The 23317-nt window shown below is 60.9% G+C and carries 18 protein-coding genes; 5 read left to right on the forward strand and 13 right to left on the reverse strand.

Translation table 11 applies throughout. The annotated features are described in order from the left end of the window. Positions 1–96: 96 nt before the first annotated feature. The 3 genes from F8N66_RS19425 to F8N66_RS19435 form a co-directional block, all read right to left on the reverse strand. Entirely contained in the window at positions 97–1230 is a 1134-nt protein-coding gene (locus F8N66_RS19425) for an ABC transporter substrate-binding protein (protein WP_150771738.1), read from the reverse strand. 364 nt (positions 1231–1594) lie between these two features. Then, the gene (locus F8N66_RS19430; RefSeq protein ID WP_150771739.1) at positions 1595–2878 is read right to left on the reverse strand and encodes an NAD(P)/FAD-dependent oxidoreductase; all 1284 of its coding nucleotides are present in this window, start codon (positions 2876–2878) and stop codon (positions 1595–1597) included. A gap of 159 nt (positions 2879–3037) precedes the next feature. After that, positions 3038–4528: an aldehyde dehydrogenase family protein gene (locus tag F8N66_RS19435; protein WP_150771740.1), complete on the reverse strand. Its 1491-nt coding sequence runs from the start codon at positions 4526–4528 to the stop codon at positions 3038–3040. A gap of 174 nt (positions 4529–4702) precedes the next feature. On the opposite strand from F8N66_RS19435, the gene F8N66_RS19440 reads away from it, so the two are divergent. The 3 genes from F8N66_RS19440 to nadE all read left to right on the forward strand — a co-directional run bounded on the left by F8N66_RS19440 (position 4703) and on the right by nadE (position 7784). Next, positions 4703–5590 (forward strand): LysR family transcriptional regulator, encoded by an 888-nt coding sequence (locus F8N66_RS19440; RefSeq protein WP_150771741.1) that lies wholly within the window; start codon positions 4703–4705, stop codon positions 5588–5590. Positions 5591–5725: 135 nt separating this feature from the next. Beyond that, positions 5726–6952 (forward strand): nicotinate phosphoribosyltransferase, encoded by a 1227-nt coding sequence (gene pncB, locus F8N66_RS19445; RefSeq protein ID WP_150771742.1) that lies wholly within the window; start codon positions 5726–5728, stop codon positions 6950–6952. 4 nt (positions 6953–6956) lie between these two features. After that, on the forward strand, positions 6957–7784 hold the full coding sequence (gene nadE, locus F8N66_RS19450; RefSeq protein ID WP_150771743.1) for an ammonia-dependent NAD(+) synthetase: 828 nt from the start codon (positions 6957–6959) through the stop codon (positions 7782–7784). 174 nt (positions 7785–7958) lie between these two features. Here the strand turns inward: nadE and azu are convergent, their stop codons facing one another. Next, on the reverse strand, positions 7959–8405 hold the full coding sequence (gene azu / locus F8N66_RS19455; protein ID WP_150771744.1) for an azurin: 447 nt from the start codon (positions 8403–8405) through the stop codon (positions 7959–7961). 345 nt (positions 8406–8750) lie between these two features. On the opposite strand from azu, the gene F8N66_RS19460 reads away from it, so the two are divergent. After that, the gene (locus F8N66_RS19460) at positions 8751–9338 is read left to right on the forward strand and encodes a TIGR00730 family Rossman fold protein (protein ID WP_150771745.1); all 588 of its coding nucleotides are present in this window, start codon (positions 8751–8753) and stop codon (positions 9336–9338) included. 68 nt (positions 9339–9406) lie between these two features. Beyond that, positions 9407–9598, forward strand: coding sequence for a hypothetical protein (locus F8N66_RS19465; protein ID WP_150771746.1), 192 nt, complete (start codon positions 9407–9409; stop codon positions 9596–9598). Between the two features lie 222 nt (positions 9599–9820). Here F8N66_RS19465 and F8N66_RS19470 read toward each other — a convergent pair whose 3' ends face one another. The 9 genes from F8N66_RS19470 to rpsF all read right to left on the reverse strand — a co-directional run bounded on the left by F8N66_RS19470 (position 9821) and on the right by rpsF (position 23059). Then, positions 9821–10711, reverse strand: coding sequence for a transglutaminase family protein (locus F8N66_RS19470; RefSeq protein WP_150771747.1), 891 nt, complete (start codon positions 10709–10711; stop codon positions 9821–9823). Continuing rightward, positions 10711–13197, reverse strand: coding sequence for a circularly permuted type 2 ATP-grasp protein (locus F8N66_RS19475; RefSeq protein WP_150771748.1), 2487 nt, complete (start codon positions 13195–13197; stop codon positions 10711–10713). Before F8N66_RS19475 ends, F8N66_RS19470 begins: the two co-directional genes overlap by 1 nt. An 88-nt stretch (positions 13198–13285) precedes the next feature. Further along, a complete protein-coding gene (locus F8N66_RS19480) occupies positions 13286–16561 on the reverse strand; it encodes a DUF2126 domain-containing protein (RefSeq protein ID WP_150771749.1) in 3276 nt (1091 codons plus the stop codon). 389 nt (positions 16562–16950) lie between these two features. Then, the gene (locus F8N66_RS19485) at positions 16951–19254 is read right to left on the reverse strand and encodes a YgiQ family radical SAM protein (RefSeq protein WP_150771750.1); all 2304 of its coding nucleotides are present in this window, start codon (positions 19252–19254) and stop codon (positions 16951–16953) included. A 194-nt stretch (positions 19255–19448) separates the two neighbouring features. Beyond that, positions 19449–20846: a replicative DNA helicase gene (dnaB, locus tag F8N66_RS19490; RefSeq protein ID WP_150771751.1), complete on the reverse strand. Its 1398-nt coding sequence runs from the start codon at positions 20844–20846 to the stop codon at positions 19449–19451. A 135-nt stretch (positions 20847–20981) separates the two neighbouring features. Continuing rightward, positions 20982–21428, reverse strand: coding sequence for a 50S ribosomal protein L9 (gene rplI, locus F8N66_RS19495; protein ID WP_008058981.1), 447 nt, complete (start codon positions 21426–21428; stop codon positions 20982–20984). Between the two features lie 19 nt (positions 21429–21447). Further along, a complete protein-coding gene (locus tag F8N66_RS19500) occupies positions 21448–22341 on the reverse strand; it encodes a hypothetical protein (RefSeq protein ID WP_150771752.1) in 894 nt (297 codons plus the stop codon). Positions 22342–22377: 36 nt separating this feature from the next. After that, the gene (rpsR, locus tag F8N66_RS19505) at positions 22378–22608 is read right to left on the reverse strand and encodes a 30S ribosomal protein S18 (RefSeq protein ID WP_002551829.1); all 231 of its coding nucleotides are present in this window, start codon (positions 22606–22608) and stop codon (positions 22378–22380) included. A gap of 28 nt (positions 22609–22636) precedes the next feature. Then, positions 22637–23059 (reverse strand): 30S ribosomal protein S6, encoded by a 423-nt coding sequence (gene rpsF, locus F8N66_RS19510; protein WP_007939579.1) that lies wholly within the window; start codon positions 23057–23059, stop codon positions 22637–22639. Between the last annotated feature and the right edge of the window lie 258 nt (positions 23060–23317).

Below are 23317 nucleotides of genomic sequence, written 5' to 3' on the forward strand. Positions count from 1 at the left end.
CGGTTGTGTGCAGCTCTACGAGAAAAGACAGGTACTGCACGGACATGTTTCAGGACTGCCCGGCGCGCAAGGCACCGGGCAGGTCAACCGCTCATATCACTTCTGTTTTTCCAGTTGATGGTATTTGCCGTTCGCGTCCCACTCGTAAACCACGTAGTCGGAGACCTTCAGGTCGCCTTTGCTGTCCCAGGTCTTCTCGCCCATGACGGTTTTGACCGGGTTCTTCTTCAGCCACGCAGCAGCTTCTTCGCCCTTGTTGGACTTGGCGCCGTTGAAGGCCGCAGCCAGGGTCTGGACCGAGGCATAGGCGTACAGGGTGTAGCCCTCAGGCTCGGTGCCGGCTTTACGGAAAGCTTCTACCACGGCCTTGCTGTCTGGCAGCAGGCGAGGGTCGGCGCCGAACGTCATCAGCACGCCCTTGGTGAACTGCGGGCCGCCAGCCGTGGTCACCAGTTCGTCGGTCACGATGCCGTCGTCGGACATGAACGTGACGTCTTTCAGGCCTTGTTCACGCAGCTGACGAACCAGAGGACCGGCTTCAGGGTGCAGGCCGCCGAAGTAGACAACATCGGCGCCAGCGCCGCGGATTTTGGTCACGATGGTGCTGAAGTCTTTTTCACCACGGGTCAGGCCTTCATACAGCACCGGCGTTACGCCGCGCTTGACCAGCTGAGCCTTGGTGGCATCCGCCAGGCCCTGGCCGTAGGTGTCCTTGTCGTGCAGCACGACAACCTTCTTGCCCTTGAGCACGTCGACGATATAGTCGCCGGCCACGATGCCTTGCTGGTCGTCACGACCGCACATACGGAACATGGCGCTCAGGCCACGCTCGGTCACGGCTGGGTTGGTGGAGCCTGGAGTGATTGCGATGATGCCCGCTTCGTCGTAGATCTCGGAAGCCGGGATGGTCGACGAGGAGCAGAAGTGACCGACCACGCCGGCAACTTTCTGGTTGGTCAGGTCCTTGGCGACCGTCACAGCCTGTTTCGGTTCGCAGGCGTCATCGCCCTTGACCAGTACGATTTTTTCCCCGTTCACGCCGCCTGCTGCGTTGACCGCATCGGCCGCCGCCTGTGCACCCTTCATGTACTGCTCGCCAAATGCTGCGTTGGCGCCCGTCATTGGACCCGCTACGCCGATCTTGATGTCAGCCTGAGCAAACGCAGAAACACCCAACGCAGTTGCCACTGCGAGGGCCAGAAAGCCTTTCTTGTAAAACGTCTGGGACATGAGGTGGTGCTCCAAGGTTTTTTTTTAATTGGCACTGCGACTTCACTGAATGCTCAGAGCAAGGGCCGTGCCATCGGTTTTTTATTCTGAAAAAAGTCGCTGCTTTATTGTTATTTCGACTGTTTCGAGCCCATTTTCATTGGGCGTGCAACCGTCTAAACCGCGGAAGGTAAAACCATTAATTTTTAGAGGCGCAACCCTCCTGCGCCATCATTGCAACCGCGGCACCAAACGGCGTGCAACCAGCCTGTAACAACGTGCGTCACCGAACTGCACACTGCTGGTGCGCAACTGCTACAACCCGCACCACTACAGGCTAGTCGCTGCGCGAAAAAGCGCCGCTCCCAGCAACAAATTTCAACAATCAGATCACGATCCGCAAGCACTGGCCTGCGTGATACAGCGAAAATCCGGCCTCGTACAAACAGCTGCGCAACCCCACCCCTGCCAGGGGCTGCATCGGCGCGAAAGGAATGGGTAGCGCTTGAGGATTTCCGTTACATAAATAGTCGGCAAAGGCCTTGCCGACCACCGTCCCCGTGGTCACGCCACGGCCGTTATACCCGGTGACTGCCACTATGCCAGGCGCCGGTTCGAACAGTCGCATCAAGTGATCCGGCGTGAAGGCAATGCGCCCCGTCCAGGTGCACTCCCATTCCACCGGCTTGAGGTAGGGGAAGTAATGTTGCTGCACGCGATCGGCCCAGGCCTTGAGGAACCAGGCCGGTTTCTGATTGCCATTACCCAGGCTGCCCAGAAGTAAACGGCCGTCCTTGTCTCGACGAATACTGCTGAGCACCTGACGGGTATCCCAGGAACCCTGGCCACCAGGAAGAATTTGCTGCGCGGCCTCTTCTGTCAGCGGGACCGAGGCCACTTGATAGTAATACCCGGGGAAAAAATTGCGCCGCAGCTCGGTCCAGTCGCCTTCGGTGTAAGCGTTGGAGGCAATCACCACCTGTTCGGCCAGGACCGATCCCTGAGCGGTCTGCACTGACCAGCGCCGGCCCTGGCGTTCAAGACGGGTCACCGCTGAGTGGTCGAACAGCTGGCCGCCGAGGCCAATGGCCGCCTTGGCCAACCCCGTGGTGTAAGCCATTGGATTGAGGGTGCCGGCACGCTTGTCGAGCAGCGCAGCGGCGATCTTTTTAGTGCCTGTCGCTTGTTCGCAGGCTTGTCCGGTCAGCAGTTCAACCGGCGCACCACGACGCTTCCATTGTTCTTCACGACTGCGCAGGTCGGCTTCGCCACGGGCATTGTGCGCCATGTGCAGCGTGCCTTCGCGGCGCAACTGACAGTCGATGTCGTACTTATCCACCAGGCTGAACACCAGCGCTGGTGCCGCCCCCAGCATGCGGTTGAGCTGGCTGCCGACCGCCTCGCCAAAACCGGCCTCGATCTCGTCCGGTGGAATCCACATCCCGGCGTTGACCAGTCCGACGTTGCGTCCCGAACCGCCATGGCCGGCGCGATGGGCTTCCAGCACGCAGACACTTTTGCCCTGCTCCAGCAGATGCACCGCTGCCGACAGCCCGGTAAAACCGGCGCCGATAACGCAGACATCGACCGTTACCTCCCCCTTGAGCGCCGCATTGTCGAGCCTTTGTGGCGTCAGTTTTTCCCACAGACACTCTTCGCGTAACGGCATTGCCAGACTCCGAAAATGAAACCTAACCAACCCACACAAATCATTGTGGGAGCGGGCTTGCCCGCGAAAGCAGTGTGTCAGTCACCATGAGTGTCGACTGACAGGTTGCCTTCGCGATGTAAGCCCGCTCCCACAGGGGACCATCGGTCGACTCTAGACTCAGTCGAACGTAATACCCTGCGCCAACGGCAACTCCAGCGAATAGTTCACGGTATTGGTCTGACGACGCATGTACCCGCGCCATGCATCGGAACCGGACTCACGACCGCCACCGGTTTCTTTCTCGCCACCGAATGCGCCACCGATTTCTGCGCCGCTCGGCCCGATATTGACGTTGGCGATGCCGCAGTCGCTGCCCACCGCCGACATGAACTGCTCGGCTTCACGCACGTCGGTGGTGAAAATGCAGGACGACAGGCCTTGCGGCACGGCGTTGTTCAGGCGCAGGGCTTCGTTGAAATCGGTGTAGCCGACCACGTACAGGATCGGCGCGAAGGTTTCGTGGCAGACCACATCGCTCTGCTCCGGCATTTCGACGATGGCCGGCGCCACGTAGTAGGCATTCGGGAATTTGTCCTCCAGCTGGCGCTGACCGCCGAATACCCGACCGCCTTCGCTCAGCGCTTGCTCCAGCGCATCTTGCATGTTGTCGAAGCTTTGCTTGTCGATCAGCGGGCCGATCAGGTTGCCTTCCAGCGGATGGCCAATACGCACTTTGGAATACGCGGCCTTCAGGCGGGTGACGATTTCTTCTTTCACCGATTCGTGGGCAATCAGGCGACGCAATGTTGTGCAACGCTGACCGGCGGTGCCGACGGCGCTGAACAGGATCGCGCGCACGGCCATGTCCAGATCGGCGCTTGGGCCGAGGATCATCGCGTTGTTGCCCCCCAGTTCCAGGATGCTGCGGGCAAAGCGGGCGGCGATCTTCGGCGCCACTTCGCGGCCCATGCGGGTGCTGCCGGTGGCGCTGACCAGTGCGACGCGCGGATCATCGACCAACGCTTCGCCGGCATCGCGCCCACCGATGACGACCTGGCTCAGGCCGGCCGGTGCATCGCTGAAATTCTTCAGGACACGGTCGAACAGTGCCTGGCAGGCCAGGGCGGTCAGCGGGGTTTTTTCCGACGGTTTCCAGATCACCGGGTTGCCGCAGACCAGCGCCAACGTGGCGTTCCAGGCCCAGACCGCCACCGGGAAGTTGAAAGCGCTGATGACACCGACGACGCCCAGCGGATGCCAGGTCTCCCGCATGTGGTGGCCAGGACGCTCTGAAGCGATGGTCAAACCGTACAGCTGGCGGGACAGGCCGACGGCGAAGTCGCAGATGTCGATCATTTCCTGAACTTCACCCAGGCCTTCCTGCGTGATCTTGCCGGCTTCCCAGGACACCAGCTCGCCGAGGTCGGCCTTGTATTCGCGCAGGATGTCGCCCAGTTGACGTACCAGTTCGCCACGGCGCGGCGCCGGGACCTTGCGCCACAGTTCGAACGCATGATCTGCGCGACTGATGTGCTGCTCGACTTCAGCGGCACCCTCCCAGTTCACGGCGGCGATGCGACTGCCGTCGATGGGCGAATGCACCGGCACTTTGCCGTTCTGGTACAGGGCCGGGTTCACACCAAGACGATCAAGCAATGCGGCAACCATGGGTCACTCCTCAAGCAAAAAACGGAACGGGTGCAGCCGGAAAATCACGGCTGATCAGACCTGTAGTTTTAGCTCCCCGCAGGTTACTCAACAAACGACCTTTAAGAGAGATATCATTCCGTTTATTCATGCTGTGCATTGCTGGCAATAAAAAGACAAGCACAAGGACCGCCCATGCTGAACAAACGCTATTTGCCATCGATCGCTGCCCTGCAGTGTTTCGAAGCCGTGACCCGGCATCTGAGCTTCACCCGGGCCGCCGAAGAGCTGAACCTGACCCAGAGCGCCGTCAGCAAGCAGGTCGCGCAACTCGAAGAGCTGTTGCAGCATCTGTTGTTTCGCCGGGTGCGCCGACGCCTGCAAATGACCCCGGCGGGCGATTTGTACCTGGTCGAAGTACGAAAAATCCTCACACAGGTCGAAATGTCGACCCACTATCTGCGTTCCTACGGCGGTGAAACGGAGGTCCTGCGCGTCTCTACCCCTCCGACCTTCGGCGCGCGCTGGCTGGTGCCACGGCTCAAAGGATGGCGCCTGCGCCATCCGTCGATTCATCTGGATCTGTGCAGCGAGCAGGAAGCCGATGATCTGCTGCAAGGTCGCAGCGATCTGGCGTTCTACTTCGGCCAGGGTTCACGTCCCGGCACCGAATGCCTGAAGCTGTTCGGCGAGGAGTTGGTAGCAGTCTGCGCCCCCGGCAGCCTGCCCGCCGAACCCTTCACCGACCCGACGCAACTCACCGACCTGGTCCTGCTGCAAAACGCCTCCCGCCCCCAGGCCTGGCATGACTGGTTCGACAGCCAGGGCTACCACACCGAACACAGCTACCACGGCCCGCGTTTCGAAACCTTCTACATGTGCATCCGCGCCGCGCAAGTGGGCTGCGGTGTGGCGTTGCTGCCACGGTTTCTGGTGGAAGAAGAACTGGCGGACGGCAAGCTGGTCATTCCCTGGCAGCATGCGATGCCCAGCACCGATGCCTATTACCTGGCGTACCCGGAGCATTCGGCGGAAGTGCCCAAGGTACGGGACTTTGTGAAGTGGATGCTGGAGCAGCTGTAGGAGCTGTCGAGCGAAGCGAGGCTGCGATCTTTTGATCTTGAAAAATCAAAATCAAAAGATCGCAGCCTCGTTTCACTCGACAGCTCCTACAACGATATGCGCCACTATCTCTATTGAATCTGGAGAACCCCCGTTATGAGCGAGAGTGTGTTTGCCGATCGCATCGTGCAGAACCTGCTCGACACCGACTTCTACAAACTGACGATGATGCAGGCGGTGCTGCATAACTACCCGAACGTGGAAGTCGAATGGGAGTTTCGTTGCCGTAACAGTGAGGATTTGCGCCCGTACCTGGCCGAGATCCGCTTCCAGATCGAGCGCCTGGCCGAGTTGAGCCTGAGCGCCGATCAGTTGGGTTTTCTGGAGCGCATCAGCTTCCTCAAGCCGGATTTCCTGCGCTTTCTCGGGCTGTTTCGCTTCAACCTGCGCTACGTCCACACGGGCATCGAAAATGGTGAGTTGTTCATCCGCCTGCGAGGTCCGTGGCTGCACGTGATCCTGTTTGAAGTGCCGATGCTGGCGATCGTCAGCGAAGTGCGCAACCGCTATCGCTACCGGGAAATCGTTCTGGAACAGGCCCGGGAGCAGCTCTACCGCAAGTTCGACTGGCTGACCGCCAACGCCGGCAGCGACGAATTGTCCGAATTGCAGGTCGCCGATTTCGGCACCCGCCGGCGCTTTTCCTACCGCGTGCAGGAAGAAGTGGTGAATGTGCTCAAGCACGATTTCCCCGGGCGCTTCGTCGGCACCAGCAACGTGCACCTGTCGCGGGAGCTGGACATGAAACCGCTGGGGACCATGGCCCACGAATGGATCATGGCCCACCAGCAACTCGGCCCGCGGCTGATCGACAGCCAGATCGCCGCCCTCGATTGCTGGGTTCGCGAGTACCGCGGCCTGCTGGGGATCGCCCTGACCGATTGCATCACCATGGATGCCTTCCTCGGCGATTTCGATCTGTTTTTCGCCAAGCTGTTCGACGGCTTGCGCCACGACTCGGGCGACCCGGTGGTCTGGGCGGAAAAGGCCATTGCCCACTATCACCAGCTCGGCATCGACCCGATGAGCAAGACGCTGACCTTCTCCGACAGCCTGACACTGCCCAAGGCCCTGGAGATATTCCGGGCGCTGCGGGGTCGGATCAATGTCAGCTTCGGTATCGGCACCAACCTGACCTGTGATATTCCCGGTGTCGAACCGATGAGCATCGTGCTTAAAATGACCGCCTGCAACGGCGCGCCGGTGGCGAAGATCTCCGACGAGCCTGGCAAGACGCACTGTAAAGACCCGAATTTCGTCGCTTATTTGCGACACGTTTTCCAAGTACCTGCCGCCCTTTCAAGCGCATCTAGCAAGGAGTGAATTCATGCAAGCCGTACAGCGTGAGATTGCTGAACAGCTCAATGTCCAACCGCCATTCGCCGACGAGGCCGCCGTCGAGGCGGAAGTTGCCCGAAGGATTACTTTCATTCAGGACTGCCTGGTCAAATCCGGGCTCAAGACCCTGGTGCTGGGCATCAGCGGCGGTGTCGACTCCCTGACCGCCGGCCTGCTGGCCCAGCGTGCCATGCGCGAACTGCGCCAGCGCACGGGAGACGGCAGCTACAAGTTCATCGCTGTGCGCCTGCCGTACGAAACCCAGTTCGATGAACACGACGCCCAGGCTTCGGTGGATTTCATCGCCCCGGACGAGCGCCACACCGTGAACATCGGCCCGGCGGTCAAGGCCCTGGCCAACGAAGTCGCCGCGTTTGAAGGCAAGCACGCGGTGTCGGTGGATTTCGTGCTGGGCAACACCAAGGCGCGGATGCGCATGGTCGCCCAGTACACCATCGCCGGCGCGGCCCACGGCCTGGTGATCGGCACCGACCACGCCGCGGAAGCGGTGATGGGTTTCTTCACCAAGTTCGGTGACGGCGCCTGCGACCTGGCACCGCTCAGCGGCCTGGTGAAGAACCAGGTCCGGGCGTTTGCCCGCAGCTTCGGTGCGCCGGAATCGCTGGTGGAAAAAGTCCCGACCGCCGACCTCGAAGACCTGTCGCCGGGCAAGCCGGACGAAGCGTCCCACGGCGTGACCTATGCCGAGATCGACGCGTTCCTGCATGGCAACCCGGTGCGTGAGGAAGCGTTCAGGATCATTTGCGATACGTACAACAAGACCCATCACAAGCGTGTGATGCCGTTCGCGCCGTGATGTGTGAATGAAAGAAAAGCCCGCCGAAGAGTTGATCTTCAGCGGGCTTTTCTTTGGCCAGAACATTGTGTCGATGCTACCGGCCTCTTCGCGAGCAAGCCCGCTCCCACACGGGCAGCTCTGTACCTGTGGGAGCGGGCTTGCTCGCGAAGGACGATGACGCGGTGGGCCTGATTACTTCAGAGTAACGGTACCTTTCATCATCGAGATGTGGCCCGGGAACGAGCAGAAGAAACCGTATTTTTCATTGGCATCCAGCTTCGACACATCGAAGGTCACCGAGTCGGTTTCCTTGGCGCCGATGATCTTGGTGTGCGCGATGATGCGGGCATCGCCCTCTTTCAGGTAGTCCTTGTCGATGCCAGCGCTCAGGCCGTCGGTGGCGATTGGCTGCATGTCGGCTTCTTTGCTCAGCACCCAGTTATGGCCCATGACGTTTTTCGGCAAGCTGCCGGAGTGAGTCAGTTCGACGGTGAAGGTCTTGCAGCTCTTGTCGATTTCAATGGCCTTGGTGTTGAAGGACATTTGATCGGTGGAGTCAACAGTGACTTTGCACTCTGCAGCCATCAGTTGGCTGCTGGCCAGTGTCAACAGGGATACCGCAACAAGTTTGGCAAACATGGTGAATCTCCAAGGCAGGGTTAGTGAAAAAATGCGAATGGACAGAAGACTGCCTGAAAACTTCGCAAGTTCATATGACCTGAATCAAAAATTGTATACAACTTTCGGGCTATGACATCGATCGAAACAATCTACCAGCCAAGCGTCTGGCCCGGCCCTATGATCGGTTCAACATCACCGACCGGAGCGCCTGACATGTCCCTCAATAGCCTGTTGTGCAGCCTGCTTGCCGCCTACGCCTGTGGCGCCAGCGGCACCCATGAAACGCCCAGAGGGGAAGTTTAGCCCTTGGAGCGTTTCGCGCCTGCCTTTACTCTGTGGCCCTGATCGCCCCTGGAGTAAGGCATGTCTTTAGCATCCGTATGTGTATTTTGTGGTGCCAGTACCGGCACGAACCCGGCTTATCGCGAAGCGGCCGTGGCCCTCGGCCGGGCGCTGGCCGAACGCAAGCTGACCCTGGTCTATGGCGGCGGTGCCGTGGGCCTGATGGGCATCGTGGCCGACGCCGCGCTGGCGGCCGGTGGCGAAGTGATCGGCATCATCCCGCAAAGTCTCAAGGACAAGGAAATCGGCCACAGCGGCCTGACCCGCCTGGAAGTGGTCGACGGCATGCATGCGCGCAAGGCGCGGATGGCTGAGCTCAGCGACGCCTTCATCGCCTTGCCTGGCGGCCTGGGCACCCTGGAAGAGCTGTTCGAAGTCTGGACCTGGGGCCAGCTGGGCTACCACGGCAAACCGTTGGGCTTGCTGGAAGTGAACGGTTTCTACAGCAAACTCACCGGTTTTCTCGATCACATCGTCGGCGAAGGCTTCGTTCGCGGGGCGCACCGTGACATGCTGCAAGTGAGCGAATCGCCACAAACGCTGCTCGACGCCCTCGATAGCTGGCAACCGAGCGTACTGCCCAAGTGGGCCGAGCAAAAACCCGACTAACGACTTGGCACCGATACAGGGCAGAATACGCGCCGCTCAACCTCACCTTCGACCCCAGAGGATCGCCCATGGCTAAACCCAATTATTCCTTCGCCAAACGTCAGCGTGACTTGGCCAAGGAGCAGAAGAAAGAGGAAAAGCTTCAGCGCAAGAAAGCGATGGCTGAAGAAGATGCAGCAGCACTGAACCCGGATGCAGAAGGTGAAGTCGCGGCAGAAGATGATGTTGAAGCACCGAAAGACCAGGCGCCCGACGCCTGAGACCCTCCGGGCCGGATGAATGGATCAGGCCCACCGGATCTGTGTCCAGGGTTGGCAGCGTTGCTGCCGGCCCTCACAGGTCAATCTGAAATACCCCGAATCTCGAATCCACTACAGTTCCCTGTGGAGCGGGCTTGCTCGCGAAAGCGGTGGCCCCGTCGACAACATCGTGGACTGACAAACCGCTTTCGCGAGCAAGCCCGCTCCCACATTGGATCGTCACTAATCCAACGGCATCACGGTGACGCGGACTTCCGGGTCGTGATTGCCGCCCCCCAGAATCACTCCGCGCAGCGGCGACACATCGGAAAAATCCCGGCCCCAGGCCAGGGTGATGTGCTCCAGGGCCGGCTGCACGTTGTTGGTCGGATCGAAGTCGACCCAACCCGACGCCGGGCAATACACCGACACCCAGGCATGGGACGCATCCGCACCGATCAGTCGTGGCTGGCCCGGTGGCGGCTGGGTCAACAGGTAGCCGCTGATGTAGCGCGCAGCCAGGCCCCGGGAACGCACGCACGCGAGCATCAGGTGGGCGAAGTCCTGGCAAACGCCGCGCCGACGTTCCAGCACCTCCACCAGCGGCGTCGCCACTTGAGTCGCCTCGGCATCGAAGGTGAACTCGCTGAAGATTTTCTCCATCAGCGCCTGTACGCCCAGCAGCAGCGGTCGCCCCGCCGGAAAGCAGCTTTCTGAAAACTCGACGAAGTTGCGTTTCAGATGCACATAGGGCGATTGAAACCGGTAACGGCAAGCCTCGAGCAATTCGGGCGAAAGGGGTTGGCTGCTGTAGGTCAGCGCGTTGCGGGTGTCTTCCCAGGCGGGGGAGCGATTGAAGTCCGGCGCAGGCCGGGGCAGCACTTCGATCGTGAGGCTGGCGTTGACCAGCAATTCATCATGAGGGCGCTCGAACGCCAGCCGGGTCAGCGGGTTACCGAAAACATCCAGCTCATCGCGGCGGGTCGTCGGGTCCGGACTGATCTCCAACTGCTGTTCCGTGCAGCATTGCCAGGCGCAAGGGCGCGGCCACAGATGCGCCAGTTGCTGGGCCAGGGACACCGGGCTGTCGTAGTGATAATGGGTGTCGTGGAAGATCTGGTATCGAGCGCTCATCAGACGGACACCGTACGCTGGCTGACATCATCGACATGGGCAAAATGGCGCAACGCCAGGCGATCGGACACCTGCCCGCTGGCATCGGCAATCTCTTGCAGCAAAGCCGCCAATCCGTCGAGCGCCGCACGCACGCTGGTTTCGCCGAACAGCGGGTTTTCCAGGCAGCCCAGGTCGAAACCCGCCAGGCGCTCCACCAACAGGGGCAACCCGACTTCTCGCGGCGCACCAAAGTCGTCGTTCAAGCGCTTGAGCGTGCGGGTCACCAGCTTCAACTGGAACAGCACGGCGTGCGGGTTCTGCTCGTCGAGCAGCAACAGGTCCAGCACCGGGATCAACTGCGCCACCGCCAGGTAACGCGAGCGGTAGGTGATGCTGCTGTTGCCCAGTTCCAGCAGCCATTCGAGCCCGGCCTGATCGAACGCCCCGGCGCCGCGCAGAAACGCCGCCAGGCTGCCGCTGAGAAATTGCAGGCGCTCGATCCGCCGGCCGATCATCAGGAAGCGCCAGCCTTCGTCACGCGTCATGTCGTCCAGGGCAAAACCGGACAACGCCGCCAGGGACATCACCAGACGGTTGAGAAAATCCAGCAATTCGCCGAAATCCGGCTCATCGGTTTCCAGCTCCATGGCTTCGCGCTGCAACTCCACCAGCGCCTGCCAGTTTTCCCGGGAGAGCTTGCCGCGCACCTGCGAGGCCGCCCATTGCAGCCGTTGCAGGTTGGAGCGCAGGCTGAACGGCCAGTCATCGCCCAGGATCGCCGCGAGCAGACGCTCCGGCAGCTCGCCCTCATCGGGCAACAGCATCAGCCGTTCGCCAAGCTCGACCGCCGCTTGCAGGGCCTGAGGGTCATCACCGTCCACATAGCGCGCCAGCATGATGCGCAGCAATCGCGCGCTGCCATCGCAACGCTCGCAATAACGACCGAACCAGAACAGGTTTTCCACCACCCGCGACGGCAGATAGGGATCGCGTCGCACCAGATCGTGCACGCCAATGTTGCGCTGGGCTTTCCATTGTTCGCCGCTGGGCGGGCGATCACCCAGCACCCAGGTGTCCTTGCTGGCGCCGCCCCGCTGCATCGACACCACTTCGGCATCGGCTTCGGCGGCCACGCGGGTCAAGCCGCCGGGCAACACCCGATAACCATCGCGGCTGGCCACCGCATACACGCGCATGCCAATGGCCCGGGGTTGCAGCTGCCCGCCTTCGGCCTGCCAGACAGGCGCCTGGGACAACTGCGCCAATTCTTGCGCAACGTAGGCATAAGGCCGCGCCTGCATGCGCTCTGTAAGGGATTGGCGCTGTTTTTCACTCAAGTCGCGGCCAAATACCGGTGAAAAGCTCTGGGAAGGGAACGCCGGCTTGATCAACAGTTCCGGTAACTTCTCCAGGGCCTGGGCCAGTACCGGCGCTTCGCCACACCACCAGGTGGCAATGGAGGGCAGGATCAGCTCTTCACCAAACAGGAACTGACTGATTTTCGGCAGGAAGCCCAGCAATCCCGGCGACTCCAGCACCCCGCTGCCCAGGGCGTTGGCCACCAGGACACGCCCTTGTCGCGCGGCTTCAAGCAAGCCCGGAACGCCAAGCGCCGAGTCGGTGCGCAGTTCCAGCGGATCGCAGAAATCGTCGTCGAGCCGGCGCATGATGGCGTGAACCCGGCGCAGGCCACTCAGGGTTTTCAGGTAGACCGTGGCATCGCGCACCGTCAGGTCGCCACCCTCCACCAGCGGATAGCCGAGTTGGCGAGCGAGGTACAGGTGTTCGAAGTAGCTTTCGTTGAAACGCCCCGGCGTGAGCAGCACCACCAAGGGCACCTCCTCACCGCTGGGCGCCTGCCGGGCCAGGGTTTCCTGGAGGGTGCGGAAGAAACCAGCCAGATGCTGCACTTTCAAATCGCGATACAACTCGGGGAACGCCCGGGACACGATGGTGCGATTTTCCAGCGCATAGCCGGCACCGGACGGCGCTTGGGTTCGGTCCGCCGTCACCCACCATCGGCCATCGGGGGTGCGGGCCAGGTCCACGGCATACAGATGCAGAAAAGCCCCGTCAGGCGGGCTGATGCCCTGACAGGGCCAAAGAAAGTTGTTGTGGCCGAACACCAGCTCTGCCGGCAGCAACCCTTCGGCGATCAGCCGTTGCGGCCCGTACAGGTCGGCCAGCACGGCGTTGAGCAAGCGCGCGCGCTGGGCGATGCCGGCAGACAGCTGCTCCCACTCATCGGCGGCAATCACATGGGGCAGCAGGTCCAGCTCCCACGGCCGGTCGGCGCCCTTGGGGTCGGCGTAGACGTTGTAGGTGACGCCGTTTTCCTGGATCTGCCGGGTCAGCAGCGCCTGCCGCTGCACCAGTTGCGCCGGCGTGCTGCGCTGCAATTGGTCGAACAACCGGCGCCAGTGCGGGCGCACGGCCCCGCTGTCGTCGAGCAATTCGTGATAAGTGCCCGCTGTCAGCGGGTAGCGGTCTAGCAGGTCTGGCATGGAAAGCTCGGCAGACAGCAATGAACGGTCAGACTAACGCAGGCTCATGACGCCCGGATAGACGAAAAACCCGGGCGTCGCGTACGGTTTAGAAACGTCGTAAATCGAGCGTCATCGGCAACTCGTCGTTGATTTCCAGAATCGGTACAGGCAGTTTCCCCGGCGTGTGTCCGATGCGGAAGAAACGCGCCATGCGGCGGCTCTCGGCTTCATTGGCGTTCACCGGCAAGGTCTCGTAGTTGCGCCCGCCCGGATGCGCGACGTGATACTGACAACCGCCCAGCGAACGACCCATCCAGGTGTCGAGCAGGTCGAACACCAGCGGCGCGTGGACCGGGATGGTCGGTTGCAGGCAATTCGCCGGTTGCCAGGCACGGAATCGCACGCCCGCGACGAATTCGCCTACACGTCCAGTGGGTTGCAACGGCACCGGGATGCCATTGCAGGTCAGCAGATAGCGTTGGGGCGGCAAGCCGGTGAGCTTGACTTGCAAGCGCTCCAGGGACGAATCCACATAGCGCACCGTGCCCCCGACCGCGCCCTCCTCACCCAACACATGCCACGGCTCCAGCGCCTGGCGCAGCTCCAGCGCGATACCACTGACGGCGTAATCGCCCACCTTGGGAAAGCGGAACTCCAGATGGGCCGCAAACCACTCGGCCCGCACCGGATAACCCGAGGCGTTGAGATCAACGATCACGTCGGCAAAATCCTGCTCGATGAAGTGCGGCAACAGGAACCGGTCGTGCAACTCCGTGCCCCAGCGCGCCAGCTTTGGCGGTGCGTAAGGCTCGCGCCAGAACCGGGCGACCAATGCCCGCAGCAATAACTGCTGGGCCAGGCTCATGCGCGCATGGGGCGGCATTTCAAACGCGCGCAACTCCAGCAACCCCAAGCGCCCGGTCGCGCCATCCGGCGAGTACAGTTTGTCGATGCAGAACTCGGCGCGGTGGGTGTTGCCGGTGACATCGATCAGCAGATTGCGCAGCAATCGGTCGACCAGCCACGGTGCGCACGCTTCACCCGGTTGCGGCATCTGTGCGAAGGCGATCTCCAGTTCGTACAAGGAATCATTGCGTGCCTCGTCGATTCGAGGGGCCTGGGATGTCGGGCCGATGAAAAGTCCGGAGAACAGGTAGGACAGTGACGGGTGGTTGTGCCAGTAGCTGATCAGGCTGCGCAGTAAATCCGGGCGACGCAGAAACGGTGAGTCAGCCGGTGTCGCGCCACCCAGTACGAAATGGTTACCGCCGCCGGTGCCGGTGTGCCGGCCATCGATCAGGAATTTCTCGGTGGTCAGTCGGGTCTGTCGCGCTTCTTCGTAGAGAAACTCGGTGCGTTCGACCAACTCATCCCAGGTCGCGGACGGCTGCACGTTGACCTCGATCACGCCCGGATCCGGGGTGATGCGGAAGTTGCTCAGGCGTGGGTCGCTGGGTGGTTCATAGCCTTCCAGCAGCACCGGGCAATGCAGCTCCTGTGCGGTGGCTTCGATGGCCGTCACCAGTTCCAGGTAGTCATCGACCCGCTCCAGCGGCGGCATGAACAGGTACAACCGGCCTTCCCGGGCTTCGGCGCAGAACGCGGTTCGGGTCAGCCAGTCGGCGGACTCGTCGATCTTCGGCTCGCGGTCAACCGCTTCGGCGGGCGCATCCGGGCGATTGAGCCGCATCGTGTCGGGCAGCGGCGGGAACTCCTGGTTCGGATCGTTGGGATGAATGAACGGATACTCCGCCGCCTTCACCCAAGGCTGCGAGCCGAGCGGCAGGCGATAGCCCAGTGGCGAATCCCCCGGCACCAGCCGGCAATGCTCGTCACGCAGATACCAACGCCCGCTTTGCCATTGATCACCCTTGGCGGTGCGCGCCAGCGGCAGCACCTGGCCAATGACCTTGTCCAGGCCCTGGCTGAAGACTTTGCGCAGGCGCGCACGCTCCAGCGGCTCTTCAAGACGTGAATCTTCGGCGCTGACGTTCTGCGGCAGCGTGCCTTCGCGCCAGAGGTAATAGAAATTATCTTCGTAGGCCGCAAACACGAAGCGTGTCGGAATCTTCAGGCGTTCGGCCACACTCGCCAGGAAACGCCCGGCCAACTCGCCATCGGCGCCGTAGTCCTGCTGCTCATCGGCGATCAACGCGCTGTTATGCCAGATCGGCACGCCGTCGCGGCGCCAATAGCAGTTGAGTGACCAGCGCGGCAGTTGCTCGCCGGGGTACCACTTGCCCTGGCCGAAATGCACCAGGCCCTGAGGTGCGTAGCGTTTGCGCATGCGCTGGAACAGTTCGGCGGACAGGCGACGCTTGTCAGGCCCCAGTGCGGCGGTATTCCATTCGGCGCCGTCAGGGTCATCGATGGACACGAAGGTCGGCTCGCCGCCCATGGTCAGGCGCACGTCGCCTTCGAGCAGGTCGGCATCGATCTGCCGGCCCAGGGTCTGGATCGCCAGCCACTGCTCGTCGGTGTAGGGCTTTGTGACCCTGGGCGCCTCCCAGATCCGCTCCACGGACATTTCATGGCTGAATTCGCACTCACACGGCTCCACCAGGCCACTGATCGGTGCCGCGGAGGACGGATCGGGACTACAGGCCAACGGAATATGCCCTTCACCCGCAAACAGCCCCGAGGTCGCGTCCAGGCCGATCCAGCCAGCACCGGGCAAATACACTTCGCACCAGGCATGCAGATCGGTGAAGTCCACTTCTGTGCCCGATGGGCCGTCCAGACTTTTCACGTCGGCGGTTAACTGGATCAGATAACCCGAGACGAAGCGCGCTGCCAAACCGAGGTTGCGCAGCAGTTGCACCAGCAACCAGGCCGAATCGCGGCACGAACCGGAGGCGTGTTCGAGGGTGTATTCGGGGGTTTGTACACCCGGTTCCATGCGGATCAGGTAGTCGACGTCTTCGCTCAGGCGCTGGTTGAGTGCGACGAGGAAATCCACGGCGGGCAGCGGTGTGCGGTCGATACCGTCCAGGTACGCCTTGAACTTTGGTGTCAGGGGCAGGGTTTCGAGGTACGGCGCCAACTCCTTGCGCTCGTCCGCGGCATAGGCGAAGGGGATTTTTTCCGCGTAGGGCTCGAGGAAAAAGTCGAAGGGATTGAAGATCGCCATTTCCGCCAGCAGATCGACCTCGATGCGCAGCTCATCGGTTTTCTCCGGGAACACCAGCCGCGCCAAGTAGTTGCCCTGGGGGTCTTGTTGCCAGTTGATGAAATGCTGCTCGGGCGACACCTTGAGCGCATAAGACAGAATCCGCGTGCGACTGTGGGCTGCCGGACGCAGGCGAACGATCTGCGGACCGAGCTCGACGGCGCGGTCATAGCGGTAATGCGTGACATGGTGCAATGCGACATGAATCGACACGGCGTGCCTCCTGCGAGCCTTAAGCGTATTCGAAAGCGCGCAAGACTTATGCCATCCAGCGGCCTTGGCGCTTTCTCCGGTTACTGGAGGCAGTACAGCACCAAAATCGGGCGATGCGGGAAATTGGTTTGCGGGCGTTGCACAGAATTGTGGCGGGCAGTTCAAAAGATACCGACAGGGCCGGCCTCTTCGCGGGCAAGCCCGCTCCCACATTGCTCCGTGGTGTTCCCAGATTCAGTGTTCACAGCAGCTCCCTGTGGGAGCGGGCTTGCCCGCGAAGAGGCCGCGTGCCTCGACACAGCTTCTGAACCCGGTTCACCGCGGTGCCATGGCCCATAAACGCAAAACGCCAACCCGAAGGTTGGCGTTCTGTTCAGCTCAAGCGAGGCTTAGCGCGGTACAACCGGCTTGCGCGCAGGCTTGGGCCCTTTGCCTTTGGCCGCGTCCTTGCGTTCCTTGGCCGCCTGCTGGTTGCGGGCGAATGCCGCCGCCTTGGCCTGTTCACGCTTGTCCCACGGATTGCCGCCATCGCTGGCGCGCGGTGGCAGGCCGGTGTGCTGGGTCAGGATCTTGGTGGTCTTTTCCCCGGCCACTTTATGGCTGCCGGCCGGCGTCGAGTTCTTGCGACGGGCACTCTGGTAGCTGTCGGTGGACGGCTGGTGCAACGGGATCAGCTGATTTTTGCCCGGCCCGATCAGATCGGCGCGACCCATGCGGGTCAACGCTTCACGCAGCATCGGCCAGCCTTTCGGGTCGTGATAGCGCAAGAACGCCTTGTGCAGGCGACGCTGCTCTTCGCTCTTGACGATGGTCACCGCGTCGCTCTTGTAGGTCACTTTGCGCAGCGGGTTCTTGCCCGAGTGGTACATCGCGGTGGCGGTGGCCATCGGCGACGGGTAGAACGCCTGCACCTGGTCGGCACGGAAGCCGTTGCCCTTGAGCCACAGCGCCAGGTTCATCATGTCTTCGTCGGTGGTGCCCGGGTGGGCGGCGATGAAGTACGGGATCAGGTACTGCTCTTTGCCCGCTTCCTTCGAATACTTCTCGAACATGCGCTTGAACTTGTCATAGCTGCCAATGCCCGGTTTCATCATCTGGTTGAGCGGACCTTCCTCGGTGTGTTCCGGGGCGATCTTCAGGTAGCCACCGACGTGGTGGGTCACCAGCTCCTTGACGTATTCCGGCGACTCGACCGCGAGGTCGTAACGCAGGCCGGACGCGATCAGGATCTTCTTCACACCCGGCAAGGCACGGGCGCTACGATACAGCTGAATCAGCGACGAATGGTCGGTGTTCAGGTTCGGGCAGATGCCCGGGAACACGCAGGACGGCTTACGGCACGCGGATTCGATCTCCGGGCTCTTGCAGGCAATGCGGTACATGTTCGCGGTCGGGCCGCCGAGGTCGGAAATCACGCCGGTAAAACCGGGGACCTTGTCGCGAATCTCTTCGATTTCGCGAATGATCGACTCTTCGGAACGGTTCTGGATGATCCGGCCTTCGTGCTCGGTGATCGAGCAGAACGTACAGCCACCGAAGCAGCCACGCATGATGTTCACCGAGAATCGGATCATGTCGTAGGCCGGGATTTTTTCCTTGCCGTACGCCGGGTGCGGAATGCGCTGGTAAGGCATGCCGAACACGTAGTCCATTTCTTCGGTGGTCATAGGAATTGGTGGCGGGTTGAACCAGACATCGACTTCACCATGCTTCTGGACCAATGCGCGGGCGTTACCCGGGTTGGTTTCCAGGTGCAACACGCGGTTGGCGTGGGCGTACAGCACGGCGTCGCCACGGACCTTTTCCACCGACGGCAGGCGAATCACGGTCTTGTCGCGGGTCATCTTCGGGCTGGCCAGGATTTGCACGACCTTGGCTTCCTGCGGATCTTCAACCGGACCCTTTTCCTGCTCGATGGCGCAGGCCTGTGTGTCCTGGGTATTCACGTACGGGTTGATGATCTTGTCGATCTTGCCCGGACGGTCGATCCGCGTGGAGTCGACTTCGTACCAGTCTTTCGGTGTGTCGCGACGGATGAACGCAGTGCCGCGCACATCGGTAATGTCTTCGATCTTGTGACCGTAGGACAGGCGCTGGGCGACTTCGACGATCGCACGCTCGGCGTTGCCGTACAGCAGGATGTCGGCACTGGCGTCAATCAGGATCGAGTTGCGGACACGGTCCTGCCAGTAGTCGTAATGGGCGATGCGGCGCAGGGATGCCTCGATGCCGCCGAGCACGATCGGCACATGCTTGTAGGCTTCCTTGCAGCGCTGGCTGTAGACCAGGCTCGCGCGGTCCGGACGCTTGCCCGCCATACCACCCGGGGTGTAGGCGTCATCGGAACGGATTTTCTTGTCGGCGGTGTAGCGGTTGATCATCGAGTCCATGTTGCCGGCCGCGACGCCGAAGAACAGGTTCGGCTCGCCGAGCTTCATGAAATCGTCTTTGGACTGCCAGTTAGGCTGGGCAATGATCCCGACGCGGAAGCCCTGGGACTCCAGCAGCCGGCCGATGATCGCCATGCCGAACGACGGGTGATCGACGTAGGCATCACCGGTGACGATGATGATGTCGCAGGAATCCCAGCCAAGCTGATCCATCTCCTCCCTGCTCATGGGCAGGAATGGCGCTGGCCCGAAACATTCGGCCCAGTACTTGGGATAGTCAAATAACGGCTTGGCTGCTTGCATGTCGATAACCGGTGTTGGCTTTCATTGAATTTCGCGGGCGCGGAATATAGCACAAATTTTGATCAATTCCGACGGCCATGGTCGGAAATTACGCGCAATCCATGTGGGAGCGGGCTTGCTCGCGATAGCGATGTGTCACTCGACATTGATGTTGTCTGACACACCGTTTTCGCGAGCAAGCCCGCTCCCACACATCATTCGTCATCATCGAAGTTATAGCTACCCGGCGCCAGGTTCTCGAATCGGGTGTATTTACCGATGAACGCCAACCGGATAAAGCCGATCGGACCGTTCCGCTGCTTGCCGATGATGATCTCGGCAATGCCTTTGTGTTCGGTTTCCGGGTGATACACCTCGTCGCGGTATACGAACATGATCACGTCGGCGTCCTGCTCGATCGCTCCGGATTCCCGCAAGTCGGAGTTGACCGGGCGCTTGTTCGGCCGCTGCTCCAGGGATCGGTTGAGCTGGGACAGCGCCACGACCGGGCAATTGAATTCCTTGGCCAGTGCCTTGAGGGACCGGGAAATCTCGGAAATCTCGTTGGTCCGGTTGTCGCCGCTGGAACCCGGGATCTGCATCAGTTGCAGGTAGTCGATCATGATCAGGCCGACTTCGCCGTGCTCACGCACCAGGCGCCGGGTACGGGCACGCATTTCCGACGGGCTGATGCCGGCGGTATCGTCGATGAACAGCTTGCGATCGTTGAGCAGGTTGACCGCCGAAGTGAGGCGTGGCCAGTCGTCGTCTTCCAGCTGGCCGGAACGCACCTTGGTCTGGTCGATGCGGCCCAGGGACGACAGCATACGCATGATCAGCGATTCGCCTGGCATCTCCAGCGAGTAAACCAGAACGGCCTTCTCGCTGCGCAGCACGGCGTTTTCCACCAGGTTCATCGCAAAGGTGGTCTTACCCATGGACGGACGGCCGGCGACGATGATCAGGTCGGACGGTTGCAGGCCGCTGGTCTTCTCGTCGAGGTCGGTGTAGCCGGTGGACAGGCCGGTGATGGCGTTGTCGGTGTTGAACAGGGTGTCGATTCGGTCGATGGCCTTAGTCAGCAGGTCATTCACGCCCACCGGGCCGCCGGTTTTAGGCCGGGCCTCGGCGATCTGGAAGATCTGCCGTTCGGCTTCATCGAGAATCTCGGCAGCCGTGCGGCCTTCCGGGTTGAAGGCGCTGTCGGCGATCTCGGTGCTGATGCCGATCAACTGGCGCAGGGTCGCCCGCTCACGAACGATTTGCGCGTAGGCCTTGATGTTGGCGACGGACGGCGTGTTTTTCGCCAGTTCGCCAAGGTAACCGAGGCCACCGACTTGCGAGGTCTGACCTTCCTTGTCCAGTTGCTCGGACAGGGTCACGACGTCGATCGGCATGTTCTGATCGGCCAGTTTGGCGATCGCACGGAAAATCAGGCGGTGGTCATGTCGATAGAAATCGCCGTCGGAGACTTGATCGAGCACGCGTTCCCAGGCGTTGTTGTCCAGCATCAGACCACCGAGCACGGCCTGTTCGGCCTCGATGGAATGCGGCGGCACCTTCAGCGCGGCGGTTTGCAGATCGTATTGCTCGGGAGCGGTAATTTCGTTCATGGCCACTTGGTTGTTCAGGAAAAAGCAGGGGTTTAAAAACGGGCGTTACCAGAAAGACAAAGGGCACGACCTGTAAACAGGATCGTGCCCGATGTTACCGGCAAGCACCCGAGGGTGCCAGCCGACAAGTGCTGCTTAAGCTGCTACCACGACAACGCGTACGGTGGCTTCAACTTCGGCGTGCAGGTGCACGGCTACGTCGAATTCACCTACGTTACGGATAGTGCCGTTCGGCAGACGAACTTCGCTTTTTGCAACTTCAACGCCAGAGGCGGTCAGTGCATCAGCGATGTCGTGGGTGCCGATCGAACCGAACAGCTTGCCTTCGTCACCAGCGGTGGCAGTGATAGTCACTTCCAGCTCAGCCAGTTGGGCGGCACGGCTTTCAGCCGACGATTTACGGTCTGCTGCAGCTTTTTCCAGCTCAGCGCGACGCTCTTCGAACGCAGCCAGGTTGGCTGGGGTCGCAGCGGTAGCTTTGCCGTAAGGCAGCAGGTAGTTACGACCGTAACCAGCCTTAACGTTCACTTTGTCACCCAGGTTGCCCAGGTTGGTGACTTTTTCCAGAAGGATCAGTTGCATGTGAAAATCCTCTTAACTTTTAACCTTCACCGTTCGCGTTATCGGGGCCTTTCGACTCCAGACGACCGCGAAAATCAATCAGGCTGTCGACGATGGCCAAGACCACCAGCAACGGATAGATCAGCTGCATGAACAGCAACAGCGTGACGTACAACCCCACCAGCCAGAACCTGGCCAGTCGCTTTTGCGCCACCAGCCCGTGAATCAGGGCCAGCCCGGCGAAAACCAGCGGTACGCTGCACAACGGCACAAGCATGGACATCTGGACACCGAGATTCGGTGTCACAACCATGCCCGCCAGCAGCAACATCGCGGGCCCCAGCGGGATTCGGACGGCGCGAAACTCGCGACCGAAACCACCGGGGTTGTACAACAACGCCTGCCAGTAGCGCCCGACAATCAGGCTCAGCACACTGACGATTTGCAACAAGGCCGCAATCAGGCCGGTCAGGATCGGTGCAATCAGGGACGCGAAACGCGCTTGCTCGTCTACCGACATCTTCTGGTAGACCTCACCGAGTAGCGACGGCATGACTTTGATCAAAGCCTGCGCCAGCATCTCGATCTGGGGACCAAAAGCCGTCCCCAGCACCACTGAAAACACCACTCCCATCGCTATGCTGACCAGCAGCACGCGGTTCCAGGACTCGCTTGCGCGCAAAACCAACGCAAGGCTCGCAGACCCCAGCAGCACCAGAAGTGCCCGTGGGTCGTCGGAGTAAAGCCACCAGATCAATGCCGGCAGCAGTCCCAGAGCAAGAACGCCCAGGGCGTCCTTCAATCCGCGCCGCAGGAGCACGAGGCATCCGGCGGCAGCACCCAACCAATACAACAACGGCAATGCCGCGCATCCAGCCACTACCAGAGTGGCCTGCATACGGCCCCGCATGATGAACTCAGCCAAGGCACGCATACATTCAATCCTTTGCTACGTGTCGACTGCCCGGTCTCAGCGGCCGTGGCTGTCGGTGTAGGCCAGCAGGGCCAGGAAGCGGGCGCGCTTGATAGCGGTGGCCAGCTGACGCTGATAACGAGCTTTGGTACCGGTGATGCGGCTTGGAACGATTTTGCCGGTCTCGGATACATAGGCTTTCAGAGTGTTGAGATCTTTGTAATCGATCTCTTTCACGTCTTCAGCGGTGAAGCGGCAGAATTTACGACGACGGAAGAAACGTGCCATTTGATAGGCTCCTTAAAAGGTCCGTGGATTACTCGTCAGCGTTATCGCTGTTGTCGCTGTCATCACTGTCAACGCCTTCAGCGTCGGAGTGCTCAGGACGGTCGCGACGCTCACGGCGCTCACTGCGGTTTTCTTCAGCCTTGAGCATCTCGGATTGGCCGGTAACGGCTTCTTCGCGACGGATGACCAGGTTACGGATCACTGCATCGTTGTAGCGGAAGTTGTCTTCCAGCTCGGCCAGGGCCTTGCCGGTGCACTCAACGTTCAGCATCACGTAGTGAGCCTTGTGAACATTGTTGATTGCGTAGGCCAGTTGACGACGGCCCCAATCTTCCAGACGGTGGATTTTGCCGCCGTCTTCTTCGATCAGCTTGGTGTAACGCTCAACCATGCCGCCGACTTGCTCGCTTTGATCCGGGTGGACCAAAAAGATGATTTCGTAATGACGCATGAATGCTCCTTACGGGTTGTAGCCTGCCGCTCAAAAGCGGTCAGACAAGGAGTGAATGACACTAATGGACTTGCGTGGGTAAGGCACATGCGTGCCTGCCGTCACAGCAAGGGGCGCAATTGTAGAGAAGGGACTGCGCAGGCGCAAGGCAATTGGTGATTATTTGAACAGCCACCAATCCTTGCCCATACACAAAACACTGTGGGAGCGGGCTTGCTCGCGAATACGATTACTCATCCAGCATTTCTGCTGAATGAC

It is taken from the genome of Pseudomonas fluorescens, assembly GCF_902498195.1.
GTDB classification, from domain to species: Bacteria; Pseudomonadota; Gammaproteobacteria; order Pseudomonadales; family Pseudomonadaceae; genus Aquipseudomonas; species Aquipseudomonas fluorescens_BU.

Coding starts and splice junctions, on each gene's coding strand:
- rplI (WP_008058981.1), bottom strand. CDS start 21,428: ATGCAACTGATCCTTCTGGAAAAAGTCACCAACCTGGGCAACCTGGGT.
- dnaB (WP_150771751.1), bottom strand. CDS start 20,846: ATGAACGAAATTACCGCTCCCGAGCAATACGATCTGCAAACCGCCGCG.
- F8N66_RS19435 (WP_150771740.1), bottom strand. CDS start 4,528: ATGGTTGCCGCATTGCTTGATCGTCTTGGTGTGAACCCGGCCCTGTAC.
- F8N66_RS19425 (WP_150771738.1), bottom strand. CDS start 1,230: ATGTCCCAGACGTTTTACAAGAAAGGCTTTCTGGCCCTCGCAGTGGCA.
- F8N66_RS19440 (WP_150771741.1), top strand. CDS start 4,703: ATGCTGAACAAACGCTATTTGCCATCGATCGCTGCCCTGCAGTGTTTC.
- F8N66_RS19460 (WP_150771745.1), top strand. CDS start 8,751: ATGTCTTTAGCATCCGTATGTGTATTTTGTGGTGCCAGTACCGGCACG.
- F8N66_RS19470 (WP_150771747.1), bottom strand. CDS start 10,711: ATGAGCGCTCGATACCAGATCTTCCACGACACCCATTATCACTACGAC.
- azu (WP_150771744.1), bottom strand. CDS start 8,405: ATGTTTGCCAAACTTGTTGCGGTATCCCTGTTGACACTGGCCAGCAGC.
- F8N66_RS19485 (WP_150771750.1), bottom strand. CDS start 19,254: ATGCAAGCAGCCAAGCCGTTATTTGACTATCCCAAGTACTGGGCCGAA.
- F8N66_RS19475 (WP_150771748.1), bottom strand. CDS start 13,197: ATGCCAGACCTGCTAGACCGCTACCCGCTGACAGCGGGCACTTATCAC.
- F8N66_RS19430 (WP_150771739.1), bottom strand. CDS start 2,878: ATGCCGTTACGCGAAGAGTGTCTGTGGGAAAAACTGACGCCACAAAGG.
- F8N66_RS19465 (WP_150771746.1), top strand. CDS start 9,407: ATGGCTAAACCCAATTATTCCTTCGCCAAACGTCAGCGTGACTTGGCC.
- F8N66_RS19500 (WP_150771752.1), bottom strand. CDS start 22,341: ATGCGTGCCTTGGCTGAGTTCATCATGCGGGGCCGTATGCAGGCCACT.
- rpsF (WP_007939579.1), bottom strand. CDS start 23,059: ATGCGTCATTACGAAATCATCTTTTTGGTCCACCCGGATCAAAGCGAG.
- pncB (WP_150771742.1), top strand. CDS start 5,726: ATGAGCGAGAGTGTGTTTGCCGATCGCATCGTGCAGAACCTGCTCGAC.
- rpsR (WP_002551829.1), bottom strand. CDS start 22,608: ATGGCACGTTTCTTCCGTCGTCGTAAATTCTGCCGCTTCACCGCTGAA.
- nadE (WP_150771743.1), top strand. CDS start 6,957: ATGCAAGCCGTACAGCGTGAGATTGCTGAACAGCTCAATGTCCAACCG.